Source organism: Bradyrhizobium liaoningense (genome assembly GCF_018130955.1).
GTDB classification, from domain to species: domain Bacteria; phylum Pseudomonadota; class Alphaproteobacteria; order Rhizobiales; family Xanthobacteraceae; genus Bradyrhizobium; species Bradyrhizobium liaoningense_C.
The window spans coordinates 15334-35414 of sequence record NZ_JAFCJM010000003.1 but is presented as its reverse complement, the minus strand read 5'-3'; the positions used below and the strand labels follow the sequence as shown (position 1 = coordinate 35414).

General features: G+C 62.8%; 21 protein-coding genes. 12 read left to right on the top strand and 9 right to left on the bottom strand.

Going from position 1 to position 20081, the window contains the following annotated elements:
• The first annotated feature begins 29 nt into the window (after positions 1-29).
• From JQ632_RS03210 to JQ632_RS03185, 5 genes are all read left to right on the top strand, one after another.
• The gene (locus tag JQ632_RS03210; protein ID WP_212400832.1) at positions 30-593 is read left to right on the top strand and encodes a hypothetical protein; all 564 of its coding nucleotides are present in this window, start codon (positions 30-32) and stop codon (positions 591-593) included.
• A gap of 313 nt (positions 594-906) precedes the next feature.
• On the top strand, positions 907-1104 hold the full coding sequence (locus JQ632_RS03205) for a hypothetical protein (protein ID WP_212400831.1): 198 nt from the start codon (positions 907-909) through the stop codon (positions 1102-1104).
• A 156-nt stretch (positions 1105-1260) separates the two neighbouring features.
• Positions 1261-2208, top strand: coding sequence for an ABC transporter substrate-binding protein (locus tag JQ632_RS03200; protein ID WP_212400830.1), 948 nt, complete (start codon positions 1261-1263; stop codon positions 2206-2208).
• 189 nt (positions 2209-2397) lie between these two features.
• Positions 2398-3690 carry an NRAMP family divalent metal transporter gene (locus tag JQ632_RS03195; RefSeq protein ID WP_212400829.1) on the top strand — a complete coding sequence of 431 codons (1293 nt, stop codon included), beginning with the start codon at positions 2398-2400 and terminating at the stop codon, positions 3688-3690.
• A 494-nt stretch (positions 3691-4184) separates the two neighbouring features.
• Entirely contained in the window at positions 4185-5399 is a 1215-nt protein-coding gene (locus JQ632_RS03185; RefSeq protein WP_212400828.1) for a mandelate racemase/muconate lactonizing enzyme family protein, read from the top strand.
• A 34-nt stretch (positions 5400-5433) separates the two neighbouring features.
• On the opposite strand, the gene rocF is transcribed toward JQ632_RS03185, so the two are convergent.
• Positions 5434-6411, bottom strand: a complete 978-nt coding sequence (gene rocF, locus JQ632_RS03180; RefSeq protein WP_212400827.1) for an arginase — start codon at positions 6409-6411, stop codon at positions 5434-5436.
• A 268-nt stretch (positions 6412-6679) separates the two neighbouring features.
• Between rocF and JQ632_RS03175 the strand changes: the two genes are divergently transcribed.
• Entirely contained in the window at positions 6680-6940 is a 261-nt protein-coding gene (locus JQ632_RS03175; RefSeq protein ID WP_212400826.1) for a hypothetical protein, read from the top strand.
• Positions 6941-6942: 2 nt separating this feature from the next.
• Here the strand turns inward: JQ632_RS03175 and JQ632_RS03170 are convergent, their stop codons facing one another.
• The 3 genes from JQ632_RS03170 to JQ632_RS03160 form a co-directional block, all read right to left on the bottom strand.
• Positions 6943-8094, bottom strand: coding sequence for an OpgC domain-containing protein (locus JQ632_RS03170; RefSeq protein ID WP_212400825.1), 1152 nt, complete (start codon positions 8092-8094; stop codon positions 6943-6945).
• Between the two features lie 66 nt (positions 8095-8160).
• On the bottom strand, positions 8161-10902 hold the full coding sequence (locus JQ632_RS03165) for an EAL domain-containing protein (protein ID WP_212400824.1): 2742 nt from the start codon (positions 10900-10902) through the stop codon (positions 8161-8163).
• A gap of 57 nt (positions 10903-10959) precedes the next feature.
• Positions 10960-12168: a FecR domain-containing protein gene (locus JQ632_RS03160; protein WP_212400823.1), complete on the bottom strand. Its 1209-nt coding sequence runs from the start codon at positions 12166-12168 to the stop codon at positions 10960-10962.
• Positions 12169-12299: 131 nt separating this feature from the next.
• On the opposite strand from JQ632_RS03160, the gene JQ632_RS03155 reads away from it, so the two are divergent.
• The 3 genes from JQ632_RS03155 to JQ632_RS03145 all read left to right on the top strand — a co-directional run bounded on the left by JQ632_RS03155 (position 12300) and on the right by JQ632_RS03145 (position 15653).
• Positions 12300-14096 (top strand): ShlB/FhaC/HecB family hemolysin secretion/activation protein, encoded by a 1797-nt coding sequence (locus tag JQ632_RS03155; RefSeq protein WP_212400822.1) that lies wholly within the window; start codon positions 12300-12302, stop codon positions 14094-14096.
• A gap of 144 nt (positions 14097-14240) precedes the next feature.
• Positions 14241-15071 carry an alpha/beta fold hydrolase gene (locus tag JQ632_RS03150; protein WP_212400821.1) on the top strand — a complete coding sequence of 277 codons (831 nt, stop codon included), beginning with the start codon at positions 14241-14243 and terminating at the stop codon, positions 15069-15071.
• 264 nt (positions 15072-15335) lie between these two features.
• Positions 15336-15653 carry a cytochrome c gene (locus JQ632_RS03145; protein ID WP_212400820.1) on the top strand — a complete coding sequence of 106 codons (318 nt, stop codon included), beginning with the start codon at positions 15336-15338 and terminating at the stop codon, positions 15651-15653.
• Between the two features lie 18 nt (positions 15654-15671).
• Here JQ632_RS03145 and JQ632_RS03140 read toward each other — a convergent pair whose 3' ends face one another.
• Together JQ632_RS03140 and JQ632_RS03135 are read right to left on the bottom strand one after the other, a co-directional pair.
• Positions 15672-16013 carry a phasin gene (locus JQ632_RS03140; protein ID WP_212400819.1) on the bottom strand — a complete coding sequence of 114 codons (342 nt, stop codon included), beginning with the start codon at positions 16011-16013 and terminating at the stop codon, positions 15672-15674.
• A 146-nt stretch (positions 16014-16159) separates the two neighbouring features.
• Complete coding sequence (locus JQ632_RS03135; RefSeq protein WP_212400818.1) at positions 16160-16345, bottom strand: hypothetical protein; 186 nt, start codon at positions 16343-16345, stop codon at positions 16160-16162.
• Positions 16346-16725: 380 nt separating this feature from the next.
• Here JQ632_RS03135 and JQ632_RS03130 point away from each other — a divergent pair, with 380 nt between their 5' ends.
• A complete protein-coding gene (locus JQ632_RS03130; protein WP_212401016.1) occupies positions 16726-16944 on the top strand; it encodes a DUF6894 family protein in 219 nt (72 codons plus the stop codon).
• Positions 16945-16948: 4 nt separating this feature from the next.
• Here the strand turns inward: JQ632_RS03130 and JQ632_RS39225 are convergent, their stop codons facing one another.
• Complete coding sequence (locus JQ632_RS39225) at positions 16949-17170, bottom strand: hypothetical protein (protein WP_249151309.1); 222 nt, start codon at positions 17168-17170, stop codon at positions 16949-16951.
• A 451-nt stretch (positions 17171-17621) separates the two neighbouring features.
• Here JQ632_RS39225 and JQ632_RS03120 point away from each other — a divergent pair, with 451 nt between their 5' ends.
• On the top strand, positions 17622-17981 hold the full coding sequence (locus JQ632_RS03120) for a hypothetical protein (protein ID WP_212400817.1): 360 nt from the start codon (positions 17622-17624) through the stop codon (positions 17979-17981).
• A 59-nt stretch (positions 17982-18040) separates the two neighbouring features.
• Here the strand turns inward: JQ632_RS03120 and JQ632_RS03115 are convergent, their stop codons facing one another.
• Entirely contained in the window at positions 18041-18601 is a 561-nt protein-coding gene (locus JQ632_RS03115) for a hypothetical protein (protein WP_212400816.1), read from the bottom strand.
• 54 nt (positions 18602-18655) lie between these two features.
• Positions 18656-19189, bottom strand: a complete 534-nt coding sequence (locus JQ632_RS03110; protein WP_212400815.1) for a GcrA family cell cycle regulator — start codon at positions 19187-19189, stop codon at positions 18656-18658.
• Positions 19190-19362: 173 nt separating this feature from the next.
• Between JQ632_RS03110 and JQ632_RS03105 the strand changes: the two genes are divergently transcribed.
• Positions 19363-19974 (top strand): S24 family peptidase, encoded by a 612-nt coding sequence (locus JQ632_RS03105; protein ID WP_212400814.1) that lies wholly within the window; start codon positions 19363-19365, stop codon positions 19972-19974.
• Positions 19975-20081 lie beyond the last annotated feature (107 nt).

The following is a 20081-nucleotide window of genomic DNA, read 5'->3' as shown; positions in this document are numbered from 1 at the left end:
GGACGCCGCAAGCATCCCTGCGTTATCGCATGACCGTCGAGGTCCAGACCCCGAGCGGCCCGAAATCCGGATCGGCCGTCCAGGAGCACGTGGTCTGGCGACAACGCCTGATTCCGCTCCCGGGCGCCGGCGGCTCGGATTGGGGCGGCGGCCAGCAGACATTCGGGGAAGCCCCGTTCGTGGATCTCGGCAATGGCGCGGTCCTGTTCGCGACGCTGCGCGATGTGCGATACAGCTACGATCGTGAGATCAACACCATCGCCTTCCGGGCTCTCCACATCGACGAACTCCGCAGGAAGCGGCCCAATGCCGGCGATGCAAGTATCCTGGACGACCTTGCCAGGGCCAAGCCGCTGAACGTGCTCGACCGCAAATACTATCCGGTGCTCGCGACCTTCACCGAGATGGCCAACCCGAAATCCCTTGTCGAAGTGTCCCCTGACAACCTCGCTGCTCGCTTCGGACAGGGCACCACACTCAGCAAGATCACATTTCAGGTCGTCGACCCCAGCACGCCGCTGACGACAGCCGTCACGGCCCGGTTTCCAGCTCTCGCCGCCGAGCGCGGACTTCTCACCCTGCCGCCCTCTTAGCGGCGTCTCCTCCGGGCTTCCATTCCGCTAGCGGACTGCTGATCGATGCGGCGCCCGCCTCCGGGCGCTCGGGCGCTCCTTGAAAGCCGGGCAAGACAATGAGGCGCTAATGAACGGCTTTGCCGGCGCGGCTCTTGCCGCCGCCTGTGGCACCTTCGTCAGCGTGCGATAGAGCCGGGTGAGGCAGACGCGTAGGGCGGCCGGTACCGGCCCGATCTGAGTTGCCTGTTTGGAACCAATGCCGGTCCATCGGCATATTTGGATCGGAACTGCAAAACCCAACGGTTAGGACCCGTATGCAGGAGGCTGTATCATGTTGCGTCGCCGTTTCAAGCAAACGCAATCCCTCGAAGAACGACTTTCAGAGCACGCGAAGCGTCTGCGCGAGGAAGCCAAATTGCTCCCGCCTGGCGCGGCGCGCGATGCGGCCCTTAGAAAGGCCCGGCAAGCCGAAACAGGCTCGCACATGAGCGAATGGCTGAGATCACCGGAGTTGCAACCGCCGAAGTGAGGCCGCTCGGAACGGCCAGGCTCGACGTTTTTCGCAATCATGCGGCTCAAAACACGTCCTGCAGCCCTGTGACAATTTCGCCTTGTGACCCAAGCAAACACCGTGCCCGCCGTCAATGTGCTAGGCTGAACTCGATCAGATCCCTCGGGGGGCTCGATGAAGCGGCGCGAGTTCATCACGCTCATAGGCGGTGCTGCGGCTTGGCCGCTCGAAGCACGCGCGCAGCAAGCCGGCCGGCGGTACCGCGTTGCGATATTGGGGCCCTTACCGTCGAGCTTTTTCGATGAATTGGGCAAGGCCGGATTTGCAAAAGGCGGCAATCTTGACATCGACAGCCGTGGCGACGGCGTGGCTGCGGCCTCGTACGCAACGGTCGCCGTTGAACTCGCCCAGGCAAATCCGAATGTCCTGATGGTCGTCGGGACTGAAGCTGCGCGTGCAGCACAGAAAGCAACACAACGCATTCCCATCGTGGCGATCGCGGACGACTTGCTCGGCAGCAAGCTCGTCGCCTCCATGCCCCACCCCGAAGGCAACACTACCGGCGTTGCCATCTTTGCCTTCCAGCTCGACGCCAAGCGATTGGAGTTACTGCATGAGGCACTGCCTCGTGCGCGACGAATAGCCGTTCTCGCCGACCGCGAGCCGATACCGAACATGAGTGCCCTCGAAAGTGCCGCCCGGGGTTTCGGCGTCGAGATCGTTCCGTTTGCCGCACGGTCCGAGGAGGACATCATCCGCGCGATCGACGCCATGTCGAGCGCGCAGGTCGAGGCCGTCAACCTGCTGGCATCGCCAATCCTATCAAGCAAATTCCAATACGTGATCCGCGATCGCCTGGCCCTGCGTCGCCTGCCAGCCATTTATCAATGGCCCGAGCAAGCGGAGGACGGCGGCCTGATAGGCTACGGTCCGCGCATCAGCGCGGTTTTCGACCAATGCGCGCGTCAGGTCGCAAAATTGTTGCGCGGCGCAAAAGTGGCTGATGTGCCCGTCGAGCAGCCGACCAAGCTCGAGTTGATCGTCAATCTCAAGACGGCCAAAACGCTGGGTGTCGAAATCCCACCGACGCTGCTCTCCCGTGCCGATACGACGATCGAGTGAGTTCGCGAGTTCGCAGGCATCGACGTTTCCGGCGATGATGCATGTTTACACCCGATTTGCCCGACGCGTCAACCCGAAATACTTATAATCCGAAAAATGCACGACGGTCCGCCCAAGGGAACTTCCGTCCCTACCCCGAGTTAGCCGGGAGATTTCGGCAACCGCATCTGATCTGAGGCACGGCCTTTCATGACCGAGACCGCCGTCTCCGCACCGCAAAAATCGATCACAATGGTGCTGAAACGGCTCGGGCCCGGCCTGGTGACCGGCGCCGCCGACGACGATCCCTCGGGCATCGCCACTTACTCACAAGCCGGCGCGCAATTCGGCTATGGGCTATTGTGGACGGTGTTTCTGACGACGCCGTTCATGATCGCCATCCAGCTCGTCAGCGCGCAGATCGGCCGCGTCACCGGCAAGGGCCTGGCGGCGAACGTCATGCAGGTCGCGCCGCGTTGGCTGGTGCTGGCGCTGGTTTCGGCTCTCGTCATTGCGAACACGTTCAACATCGCCGCCGACATCGCCGCCATGGCGGAGGCGCTGTCGCTCGTGATCGGCGGGCTCAATCACGAGCACGCACTGATCTTCGCGGCGCTGTCGACGCTGCTCCAGGTCTTCGTGCCCTATCGCCGCTATTCCCCGATCCTCAAATTCATGACGCTGGCGCTGTTCGCCTATGTCGCGACCGCCTTCACCGTAAAAATCCCTTGGAGCACGGCGCTGCTCGCCGCGGTCTGGCCGAAGGTGAATGTCAGTGCCGACTATTTTTTGATGGTGGTTGCGGTGCTCGGCACCACGATCAGCCCATATCTGTTTTTCTGGCAGGCCTCGCAGGAGGTCGAGGAGATGAACGGCAAGCATCGCCGTCCCCTGCGCCGGCTTCCGCGCGACGGCGCCCCCGAGCTCACGCGCATCAAGGCCGACACCACGTTCGGCATGCTGCTCTCGAACGGCGTCGCCTTCTTTATCATCCTGACCACTGCGTCGGTGCTTAACGCCAACGGCGTCACGAACATCAGTTCGGCAACCGAAGCCGCCGAAGCGCTGCGCCCGCTCGCCGGCGACTTCACCTTCCTGCTGTTCGCGCTCGGAATCATCGGAACCGGTATGCTGGCGATCCCGGTGCTCGCCGGGTCAGCGGCCTACGGCGTCGCGGAGATTTTCGGGTGGCGCGCCACGCTGGAGGCAAAACCCGACGAGGCGGTCGGCTTCTACGCCATCATCGCGGCTGCCACCGCGATCGGCTTCGGCCTCGGCTTCACCGGGATCGATTCCATGCACATGCTGGTGTGGAGTGCGGTACTCAACGGAATCGTCGCCGTCCCCATTATGGTGATGATGATGGCGATCGTGTCGAACCGGAAGATTATGGGCCGCTTCAGGGCGCGGACCTGGCTCATCGCGCTCGGCTGGCTCGGCACGGCCGTGATGGCGCTCGCCGTCCTCGCCCTGCTCGGCTCGTCCGCCCTCGGCGCCGCGTGACGCTAGGCCGGCGTCAGCGCCGCCGAGATCTGCGATGCGATGATGAAGGCCGCGAACACGGCCGGCACGCTGATCAATCTCAGAAACTGGTCTACGGAAAGCATCCCTGTCATCCCCCAAAGACAAAGCGCCCAAAGCGGTCCGCGCCTACTGCACCCGGTGCGCGGTCAGCTGATCGGCCGTCAGAAGCTGGTCGGAAATGGCGGCCCCACCCATGGTCAGGAGCGCCAGAATTGCAATCATGCCCAAAATCTTCATGGAACCGATGGTCGGTTCGGATTGTGGCCAAAAACGTCAGCGACTGGCGCAATTTCGGGACGATCCCGCGAAATATCGTGGCTGTCCCCAGCCTTGCCCGGCCCTCCGGGCGCCCCGTCGGGCTTCACGCGCACCCCCCGTTGGCTTAACAAGTTCCAGGGGAATTCCCGTCTGCCTCCGGCCAAGCCGCCGGATTCACAAAACCAAGAAGGCTCAACGGGCCAGCAGGGAGCGATATGACCAAATCATCAAAAGCAACGAGCCTTGAGATCCTCGCCTGCGATGCCGGCTGGCGAAACTACCATTTCGTCAAGCTAACGACCGAAGACGGCATCGTCGGCTGGAGCGAGTTCGATGAGGGCTTTGGCTCGCCCGGCGTCGGCGCCGCGATCCAACGTCTGTCGACCCGCGTCGTCGGCCAAAACGTCTTCCAACACGAGCGCATTCATGCCGAATTGTTCGCGGCAACGCGTCCCGCAGCCGGCGGCGTGGTGGCACAGGCGCTCGGTGCGATCGAGAATGCGCTGCTCGATGCCAAGGCGAAGCTGCTCGGCGTGCCCTGCTACCAGCTCCTCGGCGGCAAGATCCGCGACCGCGTGCGGGTCTACTGGTCGCATTGCGCGACCTGGCGGATCAATCACCCGTCCTGGTACAAGCCGCCGATCGAGAATCTCGACGGCGTCAAGGCGATGGGGCGCGAAGTGCGGGAGAAGAAATTCACCGCACTCAAGACCAACATCTTCTCCTATGACGAAGGCAAGCCGACCGGTTGGCGCCCGGGTTTTGGCTCGCCCTTTACGCCCGAGATCAATGTCGACCGCAAGATCCTGCGCGACCTCCACATGCATCTCGAAGCGATCCGCGACGGCGCCGGCCCCAACGTCGACATCCTGCTCGATTGCAACTTCAACGCCAAGACCGAAGGCTACCTGAAGATCCTGCGCACCATCGCCGACCTCGACATGTTCTGGGTCGAGATCGACAGCTTCAATCCGGAGGCACTCGGCTACATCCGCAGGCAAAGCCCGCATCCGATCTCGTCCTGCGAAACGCTGTTGGGCTTGCGCGAATTCCTGCCCTATTTCCGCGAACAGGCGATGGACGTCGCGATCGTCGATACGCCTTGGAACGGCGTGTGGCAGTCGATGAAGATTGCCGCGGCCGCGGAGGCTTTCGAGGTCAACGTTGCTCCGCATAATTTCTACGGCCATCTCTGCTCGATGATGAATGCGCATTTCTGCGCGGCCGTGCCGAACCTGCGGATCATGGAAATCGACGTCGATCGCCTGGCGTGGGACCACGAGCTCTTCACGCATGAGCCGGAGATCGTGAACGGCCATCTCATCATTCCGGATCGGCCCGGCTGGGGCACCGAGCCGAACGAGGAGGCGCTGCGCGCGCATCCGCCGAAGACGACCGGCGGCCTGCTCAACTACGGCCGCAAGAGCTAAATCACTGCGTGACGGGCCGAATGTCTTTGCCGTCCTACTCGCCCGCGCCGATCGCGTTGCTGGGCGTCGGGCGGTCGACGATCTGCTGACCGAACAGGCTTCCGATCAACTCGACCGCGGTGCGCGCCGTGCGTCCGCGCTCGTCGAGGAACGGATTGAGCTCGACGATATCGACGGAGCCGACGAGGCCGGAATCGTGCAGCAACTCCATGATCAGGTGCGCCTCGCGATAGGTCGCCCCGCCCGGTACCGTAGTCCCGACACCCGGCGCGACACACGGATCCAGGAAGTCGACATCGAAGCTGACATGCAGCACGCCGTCGCTCTCCTTCACCCGCTCGATGAAGCGACGGATCAGCACGCCGACGCCGAACTCGTCCATCTGGCGCATGTCCGCAACCCGGATGCGGCGCGCGCGGACGAGGTCCTTCTCAAGCTTGTCGATCGAGCGCGTCCCGAACAGCTCGAGCTGGCCCGGGTCGATCGAGGCCCGCGGCTCGCCGCCGAGCAGGCCGTCGAGCCCGGGCTCTCCGCAAAGGAACGCCGCCGACATGCCGTGCATGTTGGCCGTGATCGTGGTCTCCGGCGTGTTGTAGTCGGCATGCGCATCCAGCCAGAGCACGAACAGCTTGCGCCCACGCTCTTGCCAATGGCGCGCCATGGCATTGACCGAGCCCATCGACAATGAGTGGTCGCCGCCGAGGAAAATGGGGATTGCCCCAGTCCTGGCGATTTCATGGCCGCGGCTGCTCAGCGTCCGTGTCCAGCGCTGGATCTCGCGGTAGTGATTCGCCTTGTCGGGTGGCGTATCGGTGAGGTCGGCAATCTCGGCGACAGAGAGATCGCCGTAATCGTCCACGTCGAAACCAAGCGAATCGAGCAGCGTCGCAAGGCCCGCCGTTCGGAGCGCCGCAGGCCCCATCAGCGTGCCCCGCTGCGAGGCGCCCATGTCGATGGGGGCGCCGAGCAGCGCGATACGCCTGGTGCGATCCCATATCGTGCGATCGGTCACGGCCATCTCCTCGGCGATCAAGGTTGACCCTTGATATGCAAGCCTAACAGAGATTCGCATCCGTCGCTTCACGGATAGGTGCTCGCCGCTGCGGGAACAAATTCCATCGCGGCGCATTCCTGATTGCAGGGCCGGCACCCGCCGTTTCTCCACGGCGCCTGTCGCGGATAGCCAAGGTCTCTCGACCCGCTGTTCAAAGCAAGCGCTTGCGCGGATAGCCAAAGGTGCCGGCCTTGGAAAAGCGTATCGCGCGCAGCGGAGGCCTTCCTTGAGCACGGAAATACCGCAAGCAAATCCCCAGCCGGGCGTCGCCGAGCGGGCCGTCGATGCAGCAACCGACGTGTCCCGGACCGTCGGCGAAGTCGTGGGAGGATTGCGGGCCGCAGTCGACCGCCTGACGGCCGCGATCGAGGAGGCGCGCAGGCCGGGCAGGCCGCTGTCCACAGTCGCCGCGATCACGCGCGAGGCGCCGCTGGCGAGCTTGTTCGTGGCCTTCCTGTTCGGAGTTGCCGTCGCGCGCCGGCGTTAGAATCAGAACAGCTTTGGTCCGCGCCGATCGAGCTGGGCTTCCCAGGTCGCGATTGTAGCAGCGAGCACCATGATCGCTATTCCGATCACGCTCACCGCAACCTGAGCCATCAGGCTGGCGGACAGGTCAGTCAGGACAACCAGTCCGGCGAAGGACAGCAGCACCCCGAAGCAGTACATCGACAGGGAGTTCTCGCCGCAGCGGATCATCGCGATCGCAAACGGGCGCACCGGTCCGTGCAGATCCGGCGGCGTCAGACGCGAAACGACCACCGCCAGGGCCAGGAAATGCAGCAGGCGGACGGGTGCCAGATGGCTCTTGTAGATCGGATAGATCAGCTTCGTGACACTATCCGGTATCAGAATATTCAAGATGTCGAACTGCCAGCTCAAGACGACGATCAGGCTGAAGGCAAGATAGAGCATTGCCGCGATCAACGTCGCACGCGCCTCCACCAGCGGCCGGATCAGGTCGGCGCCCCCACCCGCATACCAGGCGCCGAACACGAACAAGAGCTGGAACGCAAACGGGTTGAAATACAGCTCTCCGCTCGGCCAGGCGGGCACGTGCCAGCTCTGGAGCTGGACCATCAGATACAGCAAAAACGACGCAGCCAGCGTCACCACCGGGATCCGCATGAGAAGCCACAACAACGGCGGGAATGCGAGATGCAGCAGGACGAAGGTCGGCAGGATGTCGGTATTGACGGGAGCATATTGAAGCAAGGCTGCCCGAACGATGGCCTCGCCCGGATTCTTGAAGAAGAAGCCCGTATTGGTTTCGTCGACAAAGCGTTCGCCGCCGCCGACGAGCCATATCACGGCAATATAGGCGACAAGCAGCAGGAGAAATGCGCAATAGATTTCGAGACTTCGCCGCAGCGCGCGCGTGACAACGGTCGACCAGCCCTGATCCTCCAGCGCGCCGCCATAGGCGAGCATGCAGGTGTAACCGGACACGAAGACGAACACTTCGGAGGTATCGCTGAACCCGTAATTGCGCAGCGTCAGCCATGCCAGCGTGTTGTCGGGAACATGGTCGATGAAGATGAACCAGAGCGCCAGACCGCGGCATGCATCCAGCCGCAGGTCGCGATACCCCTTCTTCTCGTGCGGAGGCGAGGCTTTGCGCGATTCCGGTTGATGCTTCGACACGATCTCGATGGGCCCCACGACAGACGGCCGTCGCTGCTCATGATAACGATTCGACGGCGCTTGTCTTCAGGCCGTCTCGAGGGGGGCCGGTGCCGCCAGGAATTGCCGCTCGAACGCGTCGGCCGGCATCGGACGGCCGAAGAAATAGCCCTGCCCTTCCTCGCAGCCCATGTTGACGAGGAAGTCGGCGGTGGCGCCGTTCTCGATACCCTCGGCAATCACGGACAGACCGAGCTGCTTGCTCAAACCGACGGTCGAACTGACGATTGCAGCATCGTCGGAATCGGCAAGCAGATTGAACACGAACGACCTGTCGATCTTGAGACCGTCCAGCGGAAACTTCTTCAGATAGCTGAGGCTCGCATAGCCAGTGCCGAAATCATCGAACAGGATGCGAACGCCAAGCTGCTGGATCCGCTTGAAGATGTCGAGCACCCGCTCCTCGTCAAGGAGCAGGATGTCCTCGGTAACCTCCAGCTCCAGCAACCCCGGGGACAAACCCGTCGACTTGAGCAACTCCGAGACTGCATGCGCGAGGTCGCCGGAATGCAATTGCGACGGCGAGAGATTGATCGCGACGCGGACGCTGTGACCCGCGAGTTCCCAGGTGCGCGCCTGCCGGCACGCGGTTTCCATCACCCAGTTGGCGATCCGCTCGGATAGAGCGGACGTATTGACGACCGGCATGAACTCCCCGGGTGACACGTAACCGCGCACGGGATGACGCCAGCGGATGAGTGCTTCGGCGCCCATCAAGGCGCCGTCGACGAGGCAAACCTGCGGCTGAAAGAACAGCTCGAACTCGCTGCGATCGGCGGCATGCGCAAGCTCGGCCTCCAGGGTCAGCCGGTTCTCCAGTTCCTGCCTGATGGTGCTCTCGAAGATGACATGGCTGCCGCGGCGGATCGCCTTTGCCCTGCACAGCGCAAGGTGCCCGTTGCCGAGGAGGTCTTCGGCGGTTGCGCCACCGTCCGGATAGACCGCAACCCCGATGCTGATCCTGACACGGTGCTGGCGCGTGCCGGCCGCGAGCGGTAGCTCGAACGCCCCTGTGATACGATCGGCAAACTGCGCGACGCCTTCAGTCACCTCGCTGCAATCGAATGCGACCGCAAACTCGTCGCCGCTGAGCCGCGCGACCAAGCCCTTGTCGCCGACCGTCTTGCGCAGACGTTCCGCTACGGCCTGCAGCACGAGATCTCCCGCCGCATGCCCCAGCATGTCGTTGATCTGCTGGAAGCCATCGAGCCCGATCACCAGGAGCGCGACTTCGTGCGACCTCAACTCGGCTCCCGCGATCAGACCCACGAGGCCGGAATGCAGCGTGTTGCGGTTGGCGAGGCCGGTCAGGGAATCATATTCGGCGAGGTATTTGACGCGCGCGGCTTCGCGCTTTCGCACCGAGATGTCGCGCAGAATCGCGCCGTACTGGAATCCTTCGGTGCCCTGCCAGCCCGAGAAGCTTGCCTCGACCGGAAATGTCTCGCCGTTCTTGCGGCGTCCTTCGAACTCGACGACGACGGCTCCGCCCGGAACGAGGAGCGCCTGACGCGCGGCATCGCGCATCGAAAAGGCCTTGGCGCGCCGATCGGTCGGAGCGGCGCACAGCGCTTCGAAGGGTCGGCCGATCATCTCCGCCGGCATGTAGCCGAAGATCGCGCTCGCACCGGGATTCCACACGGTGATCATATGGTTCTCGTCTGTGCAGACGAGACCATCGCCCAGCGACATGGCAATGCGGTGGAAACGGCTTTCGGCGATGCGACCGAGCAGGCTACGGAAGTCGATCTCGTCAAGTGCGATCGCGGTGAGGTAGGCGACGACGGCGATATGGAACAGCGAGGTGTCGATGACGAGCGGCCATTTCGTCTGCACCAGCAGGGCGGCGAGTTCTACGACGACGGCTGATGCAACGAGTACCACGACCCGGACGCCGGGAGCTTGGCGACGCCACGAAACCAGCATCAGCAGTGACAGAATGGCGATGCCGATCGCCATGCCGACGTCGGAGGTCCAGTGCAGCGTTCTCTGTTGCAGGATCGATTCCGTGGCCAACGCCTGAAGCACGGGCCCCGATACGACGATACCGTTCGGAACGCTGAAGCGATCACCAAGCTCGAGCGCGGTCGCGCCGACGATGACTTTCTTGTCCTTGAGCCGGGCCAGGGCCGCCGGTTCGCCGAGCAGCACATCGGCATAGGAGACGCGCGGAATCGAAGCCGCGCGGATGCTGTAGTCGATCAGGAACGGCGCGCCTTGCTGGGCGTATTGCCCGGCGATGACCGCAGCCATCGACGGCAGGAACTTGCCGTCCAGCTTGTCGCCGAGAGGATAGCGCCTTACGAGCCCGTCGGATTCGATCGCGACATTGACGAGCGCTGCCCAGGACTGATCGCTAAACTGTTGCAGAGGCCGGTTGATGTGAAGACCACCACCGATCGGCGACGGCTGCTTGAAGGACGGCAGGATCGTCGAGCCGCCCGCGTCCTGCAACGCCTTCACGAAGGCAGCATCGGACGCGGCGTCGGACGGCGTACTGAAATCAACGTCGAAGGCGACCTCCTGGACCCCTGCGCTCTCGAGCTTGGCGAGCAGCTCGGCATGCATGCGGCGCGGCCAGGGCCAAACACCGATCCGATCGATCGAAGGTGCGTCGATCGCAACGACGACAATATTTCCGCTCGCCTCGCGCGACTGCCAGGCAAAGCGCAGGTCGGTGAGCGCGCTGCGGAGCGCACCGTGCCATCCCGTCGACAGCACGATCGCAAGCGCGGTCACCACCAAAATGTGCGGCCGATAGCGTTTCACCTTGTTTCCCCCGCACATCACGCGGTCGCGTGAGGCGCCCCCGATCGTTCTCAGCGGCTAGTGCTTGTTGCGGCCATAGGCATGGCCGTGGCCGTTGCTGCCATCACCGCCGCCGTTTCCATTGCCGTTGCCGTTGTTGCCCTTGCCGTTCCCGGTGGCACCACTGTTGCCGTTTCCATTGCCGTTTCCGGAGCTTCCGCCGGAGGCATCGCTCGACGAACCTGACGATGTCGCAACGGTCGTCGTCCCGCCGGACGAGCTCGAACTGCTGCTGCTGCTCGTGGACGAGCTGCTGCTCAGGCTTGCCGCGGTCTGGCCGGTGCTGTTGGAGGCAGTCGTCGTTGTAGTGGTCTTCGTATCGCTCCAGACGGTGTCCGTGCTGGAAGTGCTTCGCGTCGCGGCCGATGTGACGGAGCCGTGGGCGAGCCCGTGCGTGGCCTTGTGCACGTTCAGCTTGACCTCGCCGAGTGCGCCCGAGATGCGTATCACTCCCGGCTTTGATGATGGTGCGCCCGTGGCCTGGTGCGAACGGGAGGACAAACCGCTCGCCTTGCTTCCCTTGTCGATCGCAGCAAGTGCGTGGATGGCACGTCCGTTCGCGGCATTGCGCGGCGCGGTCAGGCCGGACTTGGGCACGGGAATGCGCTCGATCGTCGAGGCACGCGGCTTGCCCTGTTCGATTGGATTGAACGTGCCGGCGCCGCCGAGGCTCAGGCCCGGCTTGCCGTGCTCGAATGCCGTCGCGGACTGACCCGGCATCACCTGGGCAATCTGTCCGGTCTTGAAATCAGACACTTCGACCTGGCCGCGGACCACGCCGACCTTGGTGCTGCCGGCACCCACGGTCACGCTGAACTGCGTTCCCTTGACGACGGCGGCGAGATAGGGCGTCTCGACCTCGAAATGCTTGACGTTACGCTTCTCGACCTCGAGCAGGATCGAGCCAGCCTGCTGCACGATCGTGGTCGAGAGCCCGTCCTTCTTCTCGGCCGGCAACCCGACCACCGAGTTCGGCGAGATCAGGATTGTTTCTTCGCCGCGCACCAGCAGCACGCGCCCGTTACGTCCCGTGCGAATGGTGTCGCCGGGCTTCAGTGCCTCCTCCTGCTTGAGCGAGACCTGTTGTGCGCCGTCGGTCGCGATCCAGACGTCGCCGGACGCCTTGCTGACCGACCAGACGCCGCCGTCCGCGGCGAAGGCGCTTGAGCCGATTCCCACTAACAGGGCGGCCATCAAGGCGCGCCGCATTCCGTCTCTGCCGAGCATGATGATCCTCAGACCGCTTGCATCTGGCAGTGAGGCTTACCGGAAATGTTTCAAGATAGAATTAGCTGGAACCCCGGCAGGGTGGACGGCCGCATTAACGGATCATTGACCATAAAAAACTATGAAAAATCATGCGGCTAACAATTCTTTATCGGACCCGGAGGCTCCCTCCGTCGAACTACGGAGGTCGATCCGACGCTAGGATACGCTGGAGGTTCCGTGTTACCGCTCTTGCCGCCCTTGTATCGACGATCCCGGGAATTCCGCAAACACTCGCGCAACAGGCGAATAACCCCGGCTTCGACCCGCGGCAGACCGAGAAATATTTCGAGACACAGTCCGATCAGGAATCGGGCGCTCGTCCCTCCGTAAGACTACCGATGCCTGGTAGGCCCGATCTGGGCGGCGACACCAGACCGCAATTCGTCCTGCAGGGCGTCACGATCAGCGGCACCCATGCGGTCCCCCGAGACCGCCTCGCAGCAGCCTACCAGCCCTATCTCGGCAAAAAGGTCTCGCAGGCCGATCTCGCCGCGATCGCGGGCGCGATCGGCGATATCTATCGCATGAACGGCTTCCATCTCAGCCGGGCGATCGTTCCGCCGCAGGACATCGAGAAGGGCCGCGTTCGCATCCAGGTCGTCGAAGGAAGCATCGTCGAAGCCCAACTCAGGGGAGACGGCGCCGAGCAGTTTGGCATCAGGCCGATGCTCGGCCCGGTTCTGTCGGAGCATCCGTCACGATTGACCACGCTCGAGCGACAGCTTTTCCTGATCAACGCCCGGCCGGGCGTTCGAATCCTGGACACAGCGATCGAGGAGCTTGGCGGTCCGACCGGACGCTTCCGCCTGATCGTCGTCGTCAAGACCTGGCACATCTTCACCTCGTTCGGGATCGACAATCTCGGTTCGTCATCGGTCGGGCCATGGCAGACCTATGCCACCGCGGCATTCAACTCCTACCTCGCACCCGGTGACACGCTGGCAGTGAACCTGTCGACCATCGCGAATGATCCGCGCGAGCTCGGTTTCGGCCGGCTGTCCTATGACGTTCCGGTCGGCGTGGATGGCGTGCGCCTGGGCATGTCGGCGCTGTATAGCGAAGTCCGGCCGGGTGACGCGCGTCGGCTCGACAACGACGTCACCAAGACGGAAGCAATCGAGCTTCGCGCAAGTGTCGCGCCCCTGCAATCGCAGTTGTCGTCGCTGACGCTGACAGCGGCGCTCGGCTTCAGCAACGTGTCGGAACACGATGCATTCGGCCCGTACTACAACGACCATATCCGGACCGCGAGCCTGACCTCCGACTACCGGCTGCAGGACAGGTTCGGCGGCACCAATTATCTGACGTTGGGCTACCGCCAGGGGCTCGACATTTTCGGCGCCTCGCATTTTTACGACGACCTCCTGTCCCGCGACGGCGCGTCGTCGAACTTCTCGGTGCTGAACTTCTGGTTCACGCGTTACCAGACTCTCACCGACGCCTGGTCGATCAAGCTGTCCGGCGCCGGCCAGACCGCTTCCCGACCACTGTTTACGTCGCAGCAGTTCTACCTCGGCGGAGCAGCCTTCGGACGCGGCTACGGCGCAGCGGAGATCAGTGGTGACAACGGACTCGCCGGCTCGTTCGAGCTTCGCTTCGACCATAAGCTCAGTTTCCGCTATTGGAGCGGCTATCAGTTTTACGGCTTTGCAGATGCCGGTGCGGTCTGGAACGATGGCTACCGCCTGACCGACGGCCTGTCGCTGACATCCGCCGGCGCCGGCGTGCGTCTCTTCCTGCGGGACGATCTGCAGGCTGATTTCGGCGTCGCCTTCCCGCTTAGCTATCGCGCGCCCGACAATGAACGGCGCAATCCACGCTTCCTGTTCACGCTGTCGAGCGCATTGCGGCTTTACCCGGAACGCGGCAAGGGGCACTGCCTCTAGGACGGCCTTTCGCACTGCAAGCCTTCACGTGTGCGGCGCAGTTGCGGCATGCTTGCCTAAATTTAATCCAGACTTCTGCTCACGATTGCTCGATCCGCGAGTTCCCTATCACCATGTTCAGGGGAACGTGATCGGGTGGAAACGATGAAAAGGGCATTTGCAATTCTGGCCTTCCTCTGCGTACTCGCCGTCAGCGAGTACGTCGTCGTGAGCAAGTTCGCCATCCGTCACGAGACGTTGAACTACCTCGACGCCTCGCGCCAGCGGCCGATCTCGGTCGATGTCGCGGTTCGCCGGGACTACGAGGTCAAGGCCAATCTTGGCCTCTGGAAGCTTCCGCTCGCCGTCATCAGCAACGGCAATACCGTCAGGAACACCGAGTATTCATTTCTCGCGAACGCGCTCGCCGCGCGCGGCTATCTCGTCGCCAGCATCCAGCAGGACTTGCCGAGCGACCCCCCGCTGATGACGGTTGTCGGCCAACCCTATGTCGGCCGGCAGGCGGTCTACATGCGCTGCGAGGCGAACATCCTCTTCGTGCTCGGTCAATTGAGGAAGTTGCAGGACAACGCCGATTTCGACCACATTACGCTGGTCGGCCATTCCAACGGCGGCGACGTCTCCATGTATGTGGCCAAGCAGCATCCGGAGCTGGTGTCCAAAGTCATCACGCTCGACAATTTGCGCGTCCCGTTCGTGGTCAGGGATAACCTGAAAATCCTGTCGTTCCGCTCGAAGGATCCGAACTTCACCACGGACCCCGGCGTACTGCCGACGGCGGAGCAGGCCAAGTCGCGCGGTATCGACATCGTCCATACCGGCGCCCAGCACACGGAGATGAGCGATCGCGGACCCAACTCGGTCAAGGAGAAGATCCAGGCGACGCTCGATCAATTCCTGCGCTCGAGCGCCAGCAGCGCGCTGGCGCCCGCCGATACGACCAGCCCGATGATCATGAATCCCGCCGACTACTAGCGGGACCGCTTTGCGGCAGATCAAGGCGCCGCCGGCCCGTTTGCGCGACAAGAGGCTCCATGGAGGCGCCGGAGTGTCCGATGTCGCACTATGCCGAAAGCCTGGAGCTACCCGTCGCGCGGACGCCTCGATTCGTCCGCCGCCTCTATCGCTCTGCCCGGCGGCTTGTCCGCGCGATCGTCACCCGCATCGACCTGTCGCAATTCCCGGGATCGTGTTGTGGGTGAGGATGCCGGTCCACAAAACCATCGGCCAGGAACAAGCATGCACGCGAGTTTGAGACGTTTTCCGCTCTTGCTGGCCGTGGCTGCGAGCGCGTACGGATCAGCAGCGCTTGCCGCCGATCCCGATCATGGCGCCGATCTCGCGAAGCGCTGGTGCGCGAGCTGCCACGCGGTGACGAGCGAGCAGAAGCAGGCGAGCGCGGACGTCCCGACCTTCGTCGCTATCGCACGCAAGCCGGACTTCAATCCGGAGAAGCTCGCCTTCTTCCTGCTCGATCCGCATCCGAAGATGCCGAACTTCCCGCTGAGCCGGAACGAAGCCGCCGACATCGCGGCCTATATCGGCGCCCTGCGCTAGATCATTGCGTCCGCGGCGTTAGCCCTTCCCCTTGCCGCCCTGCATCAGGCTGCCGGTCATCTGGCGCATGTGCTCGCCGGCACTCGTGAACTGGCTGCGCAGGAAATCGGACTGGATGCGCATGGCCTCCTGAAGGTCCGTGGCGTGAACGAGTTTGCGCGCGTGCTCGAACGCCGACTTCATGTTCTGCTCGGTAAACGCCAGCGCCTGCTTCGAGACCTCCGTTCCGGTCCCGGGCACCGATGACATCGACTTGGTGGCAGCTTCGAAGAACATGCCGAAGGCCTTTTCCGCCTGGTCGATGGTCTTTTCGGCCAGATCGCGCAATTCGGCCGGAACTTCGAGCTTGGGTTCGATCATGTCGCCGTCCTCCCTTGTCCGTGACTGGATATCACATTTGCCGGGTGGCGTCCTAGCGGCACAGCCGAACCCGAGCCCGGTCAAGGGCCGGATAGGGCCTGGCTCAATCTCCCGGGTCGCGTCAGGCGGCCCAAAAGGCGCTCGGATCAGGACAGGGGATGCTCGGAAATGGTTTCGTCGGTGGCGAGGTCTTCCACCAGCTTGATGATTTCGAAACGCTGCTGCCTCTCCAGCTTCATGAAGGCTCGCAGAAGCCGCAGGCTCTCAATGCTCTGGCTCGAAGGCGCACCCAGTTTCAGGTGCATTTCAGTGGCGAAACCAAGGTTCTTCATCCTGCACCTATCGCAAGGAACGGCTCTGGATAGCGAACATGTGAATCATGCTCGAATGCCGACGTCAGGGACGCGGCGCTTCAGCTCGGGCGGACCACAGGGCCAACACACCGACCGGCATACCCTGGCTTCATACTGCCGACCCGACCAGGTTGCAATTATGCCAAGGAACAACTCCTCAGGCAAGTTAAACCGGTAACCGAGGGTTGCTCAACGGGCATCGCACCTCGGCAATTCCGGATGGACACACTATGGCGTCGACGTCCGACGGCGGCAAGACACGTGCGATCTGTTGACGCAATCCCGTCTTGATCAGCCTCAATGCGCTGAGACATGCGCCTGTTTTGTTTCCACATGTGTCCATGGAAGCGCCGGATGTGATGCGAACATACTATTTCGATTTGAAGGATGGTGTTCCGGTCCGTGATCGCCGAGGGCTGGAGTTTGCTACCCCGGGCGCGGCGATCGCGCACAGCAAGGATCTGGCGCAGCGGCTTCGCAACGAGCGCAGCATTCAGGACCCGCGGTTGATCATTACCGTGCTGGACGAGTCCGGCACGGAGGTACATCGCGAACCCGTGTACCCGGATCGGCCCTGAGCCCCTATTGCTTCTTTAGCGTGTAGACCGTGTTATTGAGGCCGACCTCGGCAGTGGTCCTGTCAACGAAGTGGAAGTCGATTTCACAACCGGTCTCAAGGGTCTTGGTCTTGTCGCTCGCAAAGCCGAGCGAGGCGGCAAGCGCCTTCGGCTCCGCCTTCTTGTCGGCGCGCTGCATCTCGTCCAGCGCCCCCTGGAAGATCATGTCAGGGCCATAGTCCGTCATCTTGTATTGCGGGTCGAGGGCAGGAAAAGGGACGCGGACCTGAGATCTCCTTTGCCTTGAAGACAACAATCTTGCCCAGCAGGCGCGCACGCTCTGTATCGTCAGGCTTTCGCTGCGGATCGGCCCACGGCGCCGCGACTGCGGATGTGATCTTCCAGCCGCCGACGTAAGAAGGATCGCCGGCACGTGCCGCACATGTCGCCACAAGCGATGCCACAAGGAAAACAAGAGCTGCCAGCTTCACGAAAATGTCCTCAATTGGTTTGCAGCGCTTGGACGCCGCGGCGCGCGCCGGGGTTCATCGGATCCCATCAAATTTCTACAGCCACATGAACCGCCGTTCAGGAATGAGCGACCAAAGCCCATGCGATACGGCCACGCAGATCAAACGGGCGCCATGGCTGATACCTCCTCACGATTCGGGCGCGCGTCAGCACCAAGGGAAGTCGGTATGCTTTCTCGCAGCGATCTCATCAAGGGCGCCGCTTTCGCGCTTCTCACTTTCGCTACCACACACGGCGCATGGGCGCAGGAGACCAAGATGAACCTGTTCAAGATCATTACCGTCAAGGACGAGATCATCGTCGGCCTCAGCCCGGAGGAGCTCAAGGCGCTCGGCGGTAACGATGCAAGCGCCGTCGCCCATGCGCTCGCGCAGAAGGGCGACCTGACCGTGTGGCAGTACAACGTCCACCGCGGCCCGAACGGCGAAATGCAGCAGGCGCCCACCGCCAAGATTGGCCTGCTCGCCAATTCCTCGCTCCGCGTCGAGCCTTACACGACGCCGTATCAGATTGTGCCGCATCCATAAGGCAATGGACCGTGCGCCAACGGCACAAGCCGTTGGCGCACCGCGCTTGCGACGCGAGGTTACCGCTCGATCGATCCGTCCGTCGCAAAGCCGTAAGACAGCGCCAGCCGGTCGAGGCATTCCTGGAGCCGCTTCGAAAAATAGTCGTTCCAGCGCTGGCTGCGAACGGCGCGGCGCTGCCCGATCTCCTCCATGGTCAGCCCGAGGATCAGCACGTCGTGCACCAGGGCGGCACCGTCGGTGCCGAGCTCGCGCTTGATCCGGTTCAACCGCAATACTGCCTGGCGCTGGCTTTCGGTAACGGACTCTCGGCCACGCACTCCGTCGACATATTCGCGCGTCGGGTCGACCGCCTGCGGCCCGCGCTCCGCCCGCTCCCAATCGCTTTGGAAGGCGCGGCCGCCACGGTACTGGGCCTCGTCGATCTGGTGGTGGGAATGCAACCGGCCGAGCGGATCGTTGCGGATCGCACGCAAGGCAACGATCTTCTCCCCCGGTTCCAGCGCGAGTGGGTTATCGACCTCGACCATCACCACATCGGCATTGAGCGTCAGGTCGCGTGATCGGCGGTCATTGGTGCTCGCAAGCCGGTATGACTTGCTACGCTTGGCGCGTGCCACTTCGGTTACTCCTTGCAAACAATGAAAGATGAGCGCGATCGAAGAGTTCGCGGTTCAGGCGACGCCCACGATCCTCAGCACCACTGCGGCACGTTCCGAAGCCGTGTCGGGTCCCCAGGTCAGACGGAAGTGCGGCGCGCAATAGCTCGAGCCCCGGCGCCTTGGATAGCCGCAGAAGGTGATTTCCTCGCCTTCCTTGTCACCGCCATAGGGGTAGCGGCAGTCGTCCGATTCGAGTTCGAGCAGCGAGATCAGGCGCGGGCGGATGCCGACGCAGCAGAGTTTGACCGGTTCGGCCGGCCTGAAGGCCGCCTTCGGCGGCTGTTGCAACCCGCGCGGGAGCGATTGGTGCGAAGCCGCGGAATCGTCCTGCGCCGCTGTCGCCAGCGATGGAACGATGGATGGACTGTCCACGCGCGGTTGCGCCGACAGCCCCATCCGGCGCGCGCGGCCGAGCACCGCGCTCCTGGTATAAGCCGTTCCGAACGTTCTGTTAATTTCCCTGGCGATGTCCGAAAATGAAAGTCCCTTGAGGACAAAGTCGCGCAGCGCGCCGGAATGCTCCGGCGCCCAGTTGCTGGGTTCCATGAATGCCTGCCTGTGATCCGCGCCCGCCGACCAATCGTCCGGGCGCAGATTCACATTCCGATATTCCGAACAAAAAGTCAACGTTCAATTCGGATATTCAGACGATTGCGATTGCATCGTTTCCGAATTTCGGATTACAAGGGAGCAGAAGATGGCCAAATGAGGGAATCACCATGCTTGACGTCACAATGATCGAACGGGGTCTGAAGAGGTCGGGAAAGAGCAAGGGTGGGCTTGCCGCGGCCATGGGCGTTCGTCCCGGCGCGGTCTCCGAGATCCTCGGTGGCGAGCGCCTCGTGAAAGCTTCGGAAATTATTCCGATCATGGAGTACCTTGAGCTGAATCTCGCGCCGATCATGGGCAGGGTCGGCGCCGGCGCCGTGATCGAGCCGGATTATGAACAAGTGCCCCCCGAGGGGCTCGGCGACGTCGCCCTTCCCTTTGCGATCATGGAAGAAACTGTCGCCTTCGAGGTCACCGGCGATTCGATGCTGCCCAAATATGAGAGCGGCGACGTGATCGTCGTGTACAAGGAGCAGCGCTTTCCACTGTCGAGCTTCTACGGCGAGGAGGCCGTCGTCCGGCTGAAGACCGGAGAGCGCTACCTGAAGACCATCGAGCGGGGCAAATCCCCCTCGGTCGTCAATCTGACCAGCTTCAACGCCAAGCCGATCGTCGGCGTGAAGCTCGAATGGGTCGGGGAGATATGCCTCAGCATGCCGAAGGGCCAGCTCGAGCGGCTACGCTCCAAGTCGGCCCGGTCGCGCAAGGGCAAGGGCAAGTAACGCCGCACCGACCAGATTTCCGATTTTTGGAAATCGACTTGACTTTCTTCCGATTTTCGGAAATAATGCCCTGCCTTGGATGACGCCGAGGCAGGGCAGAAAATCTC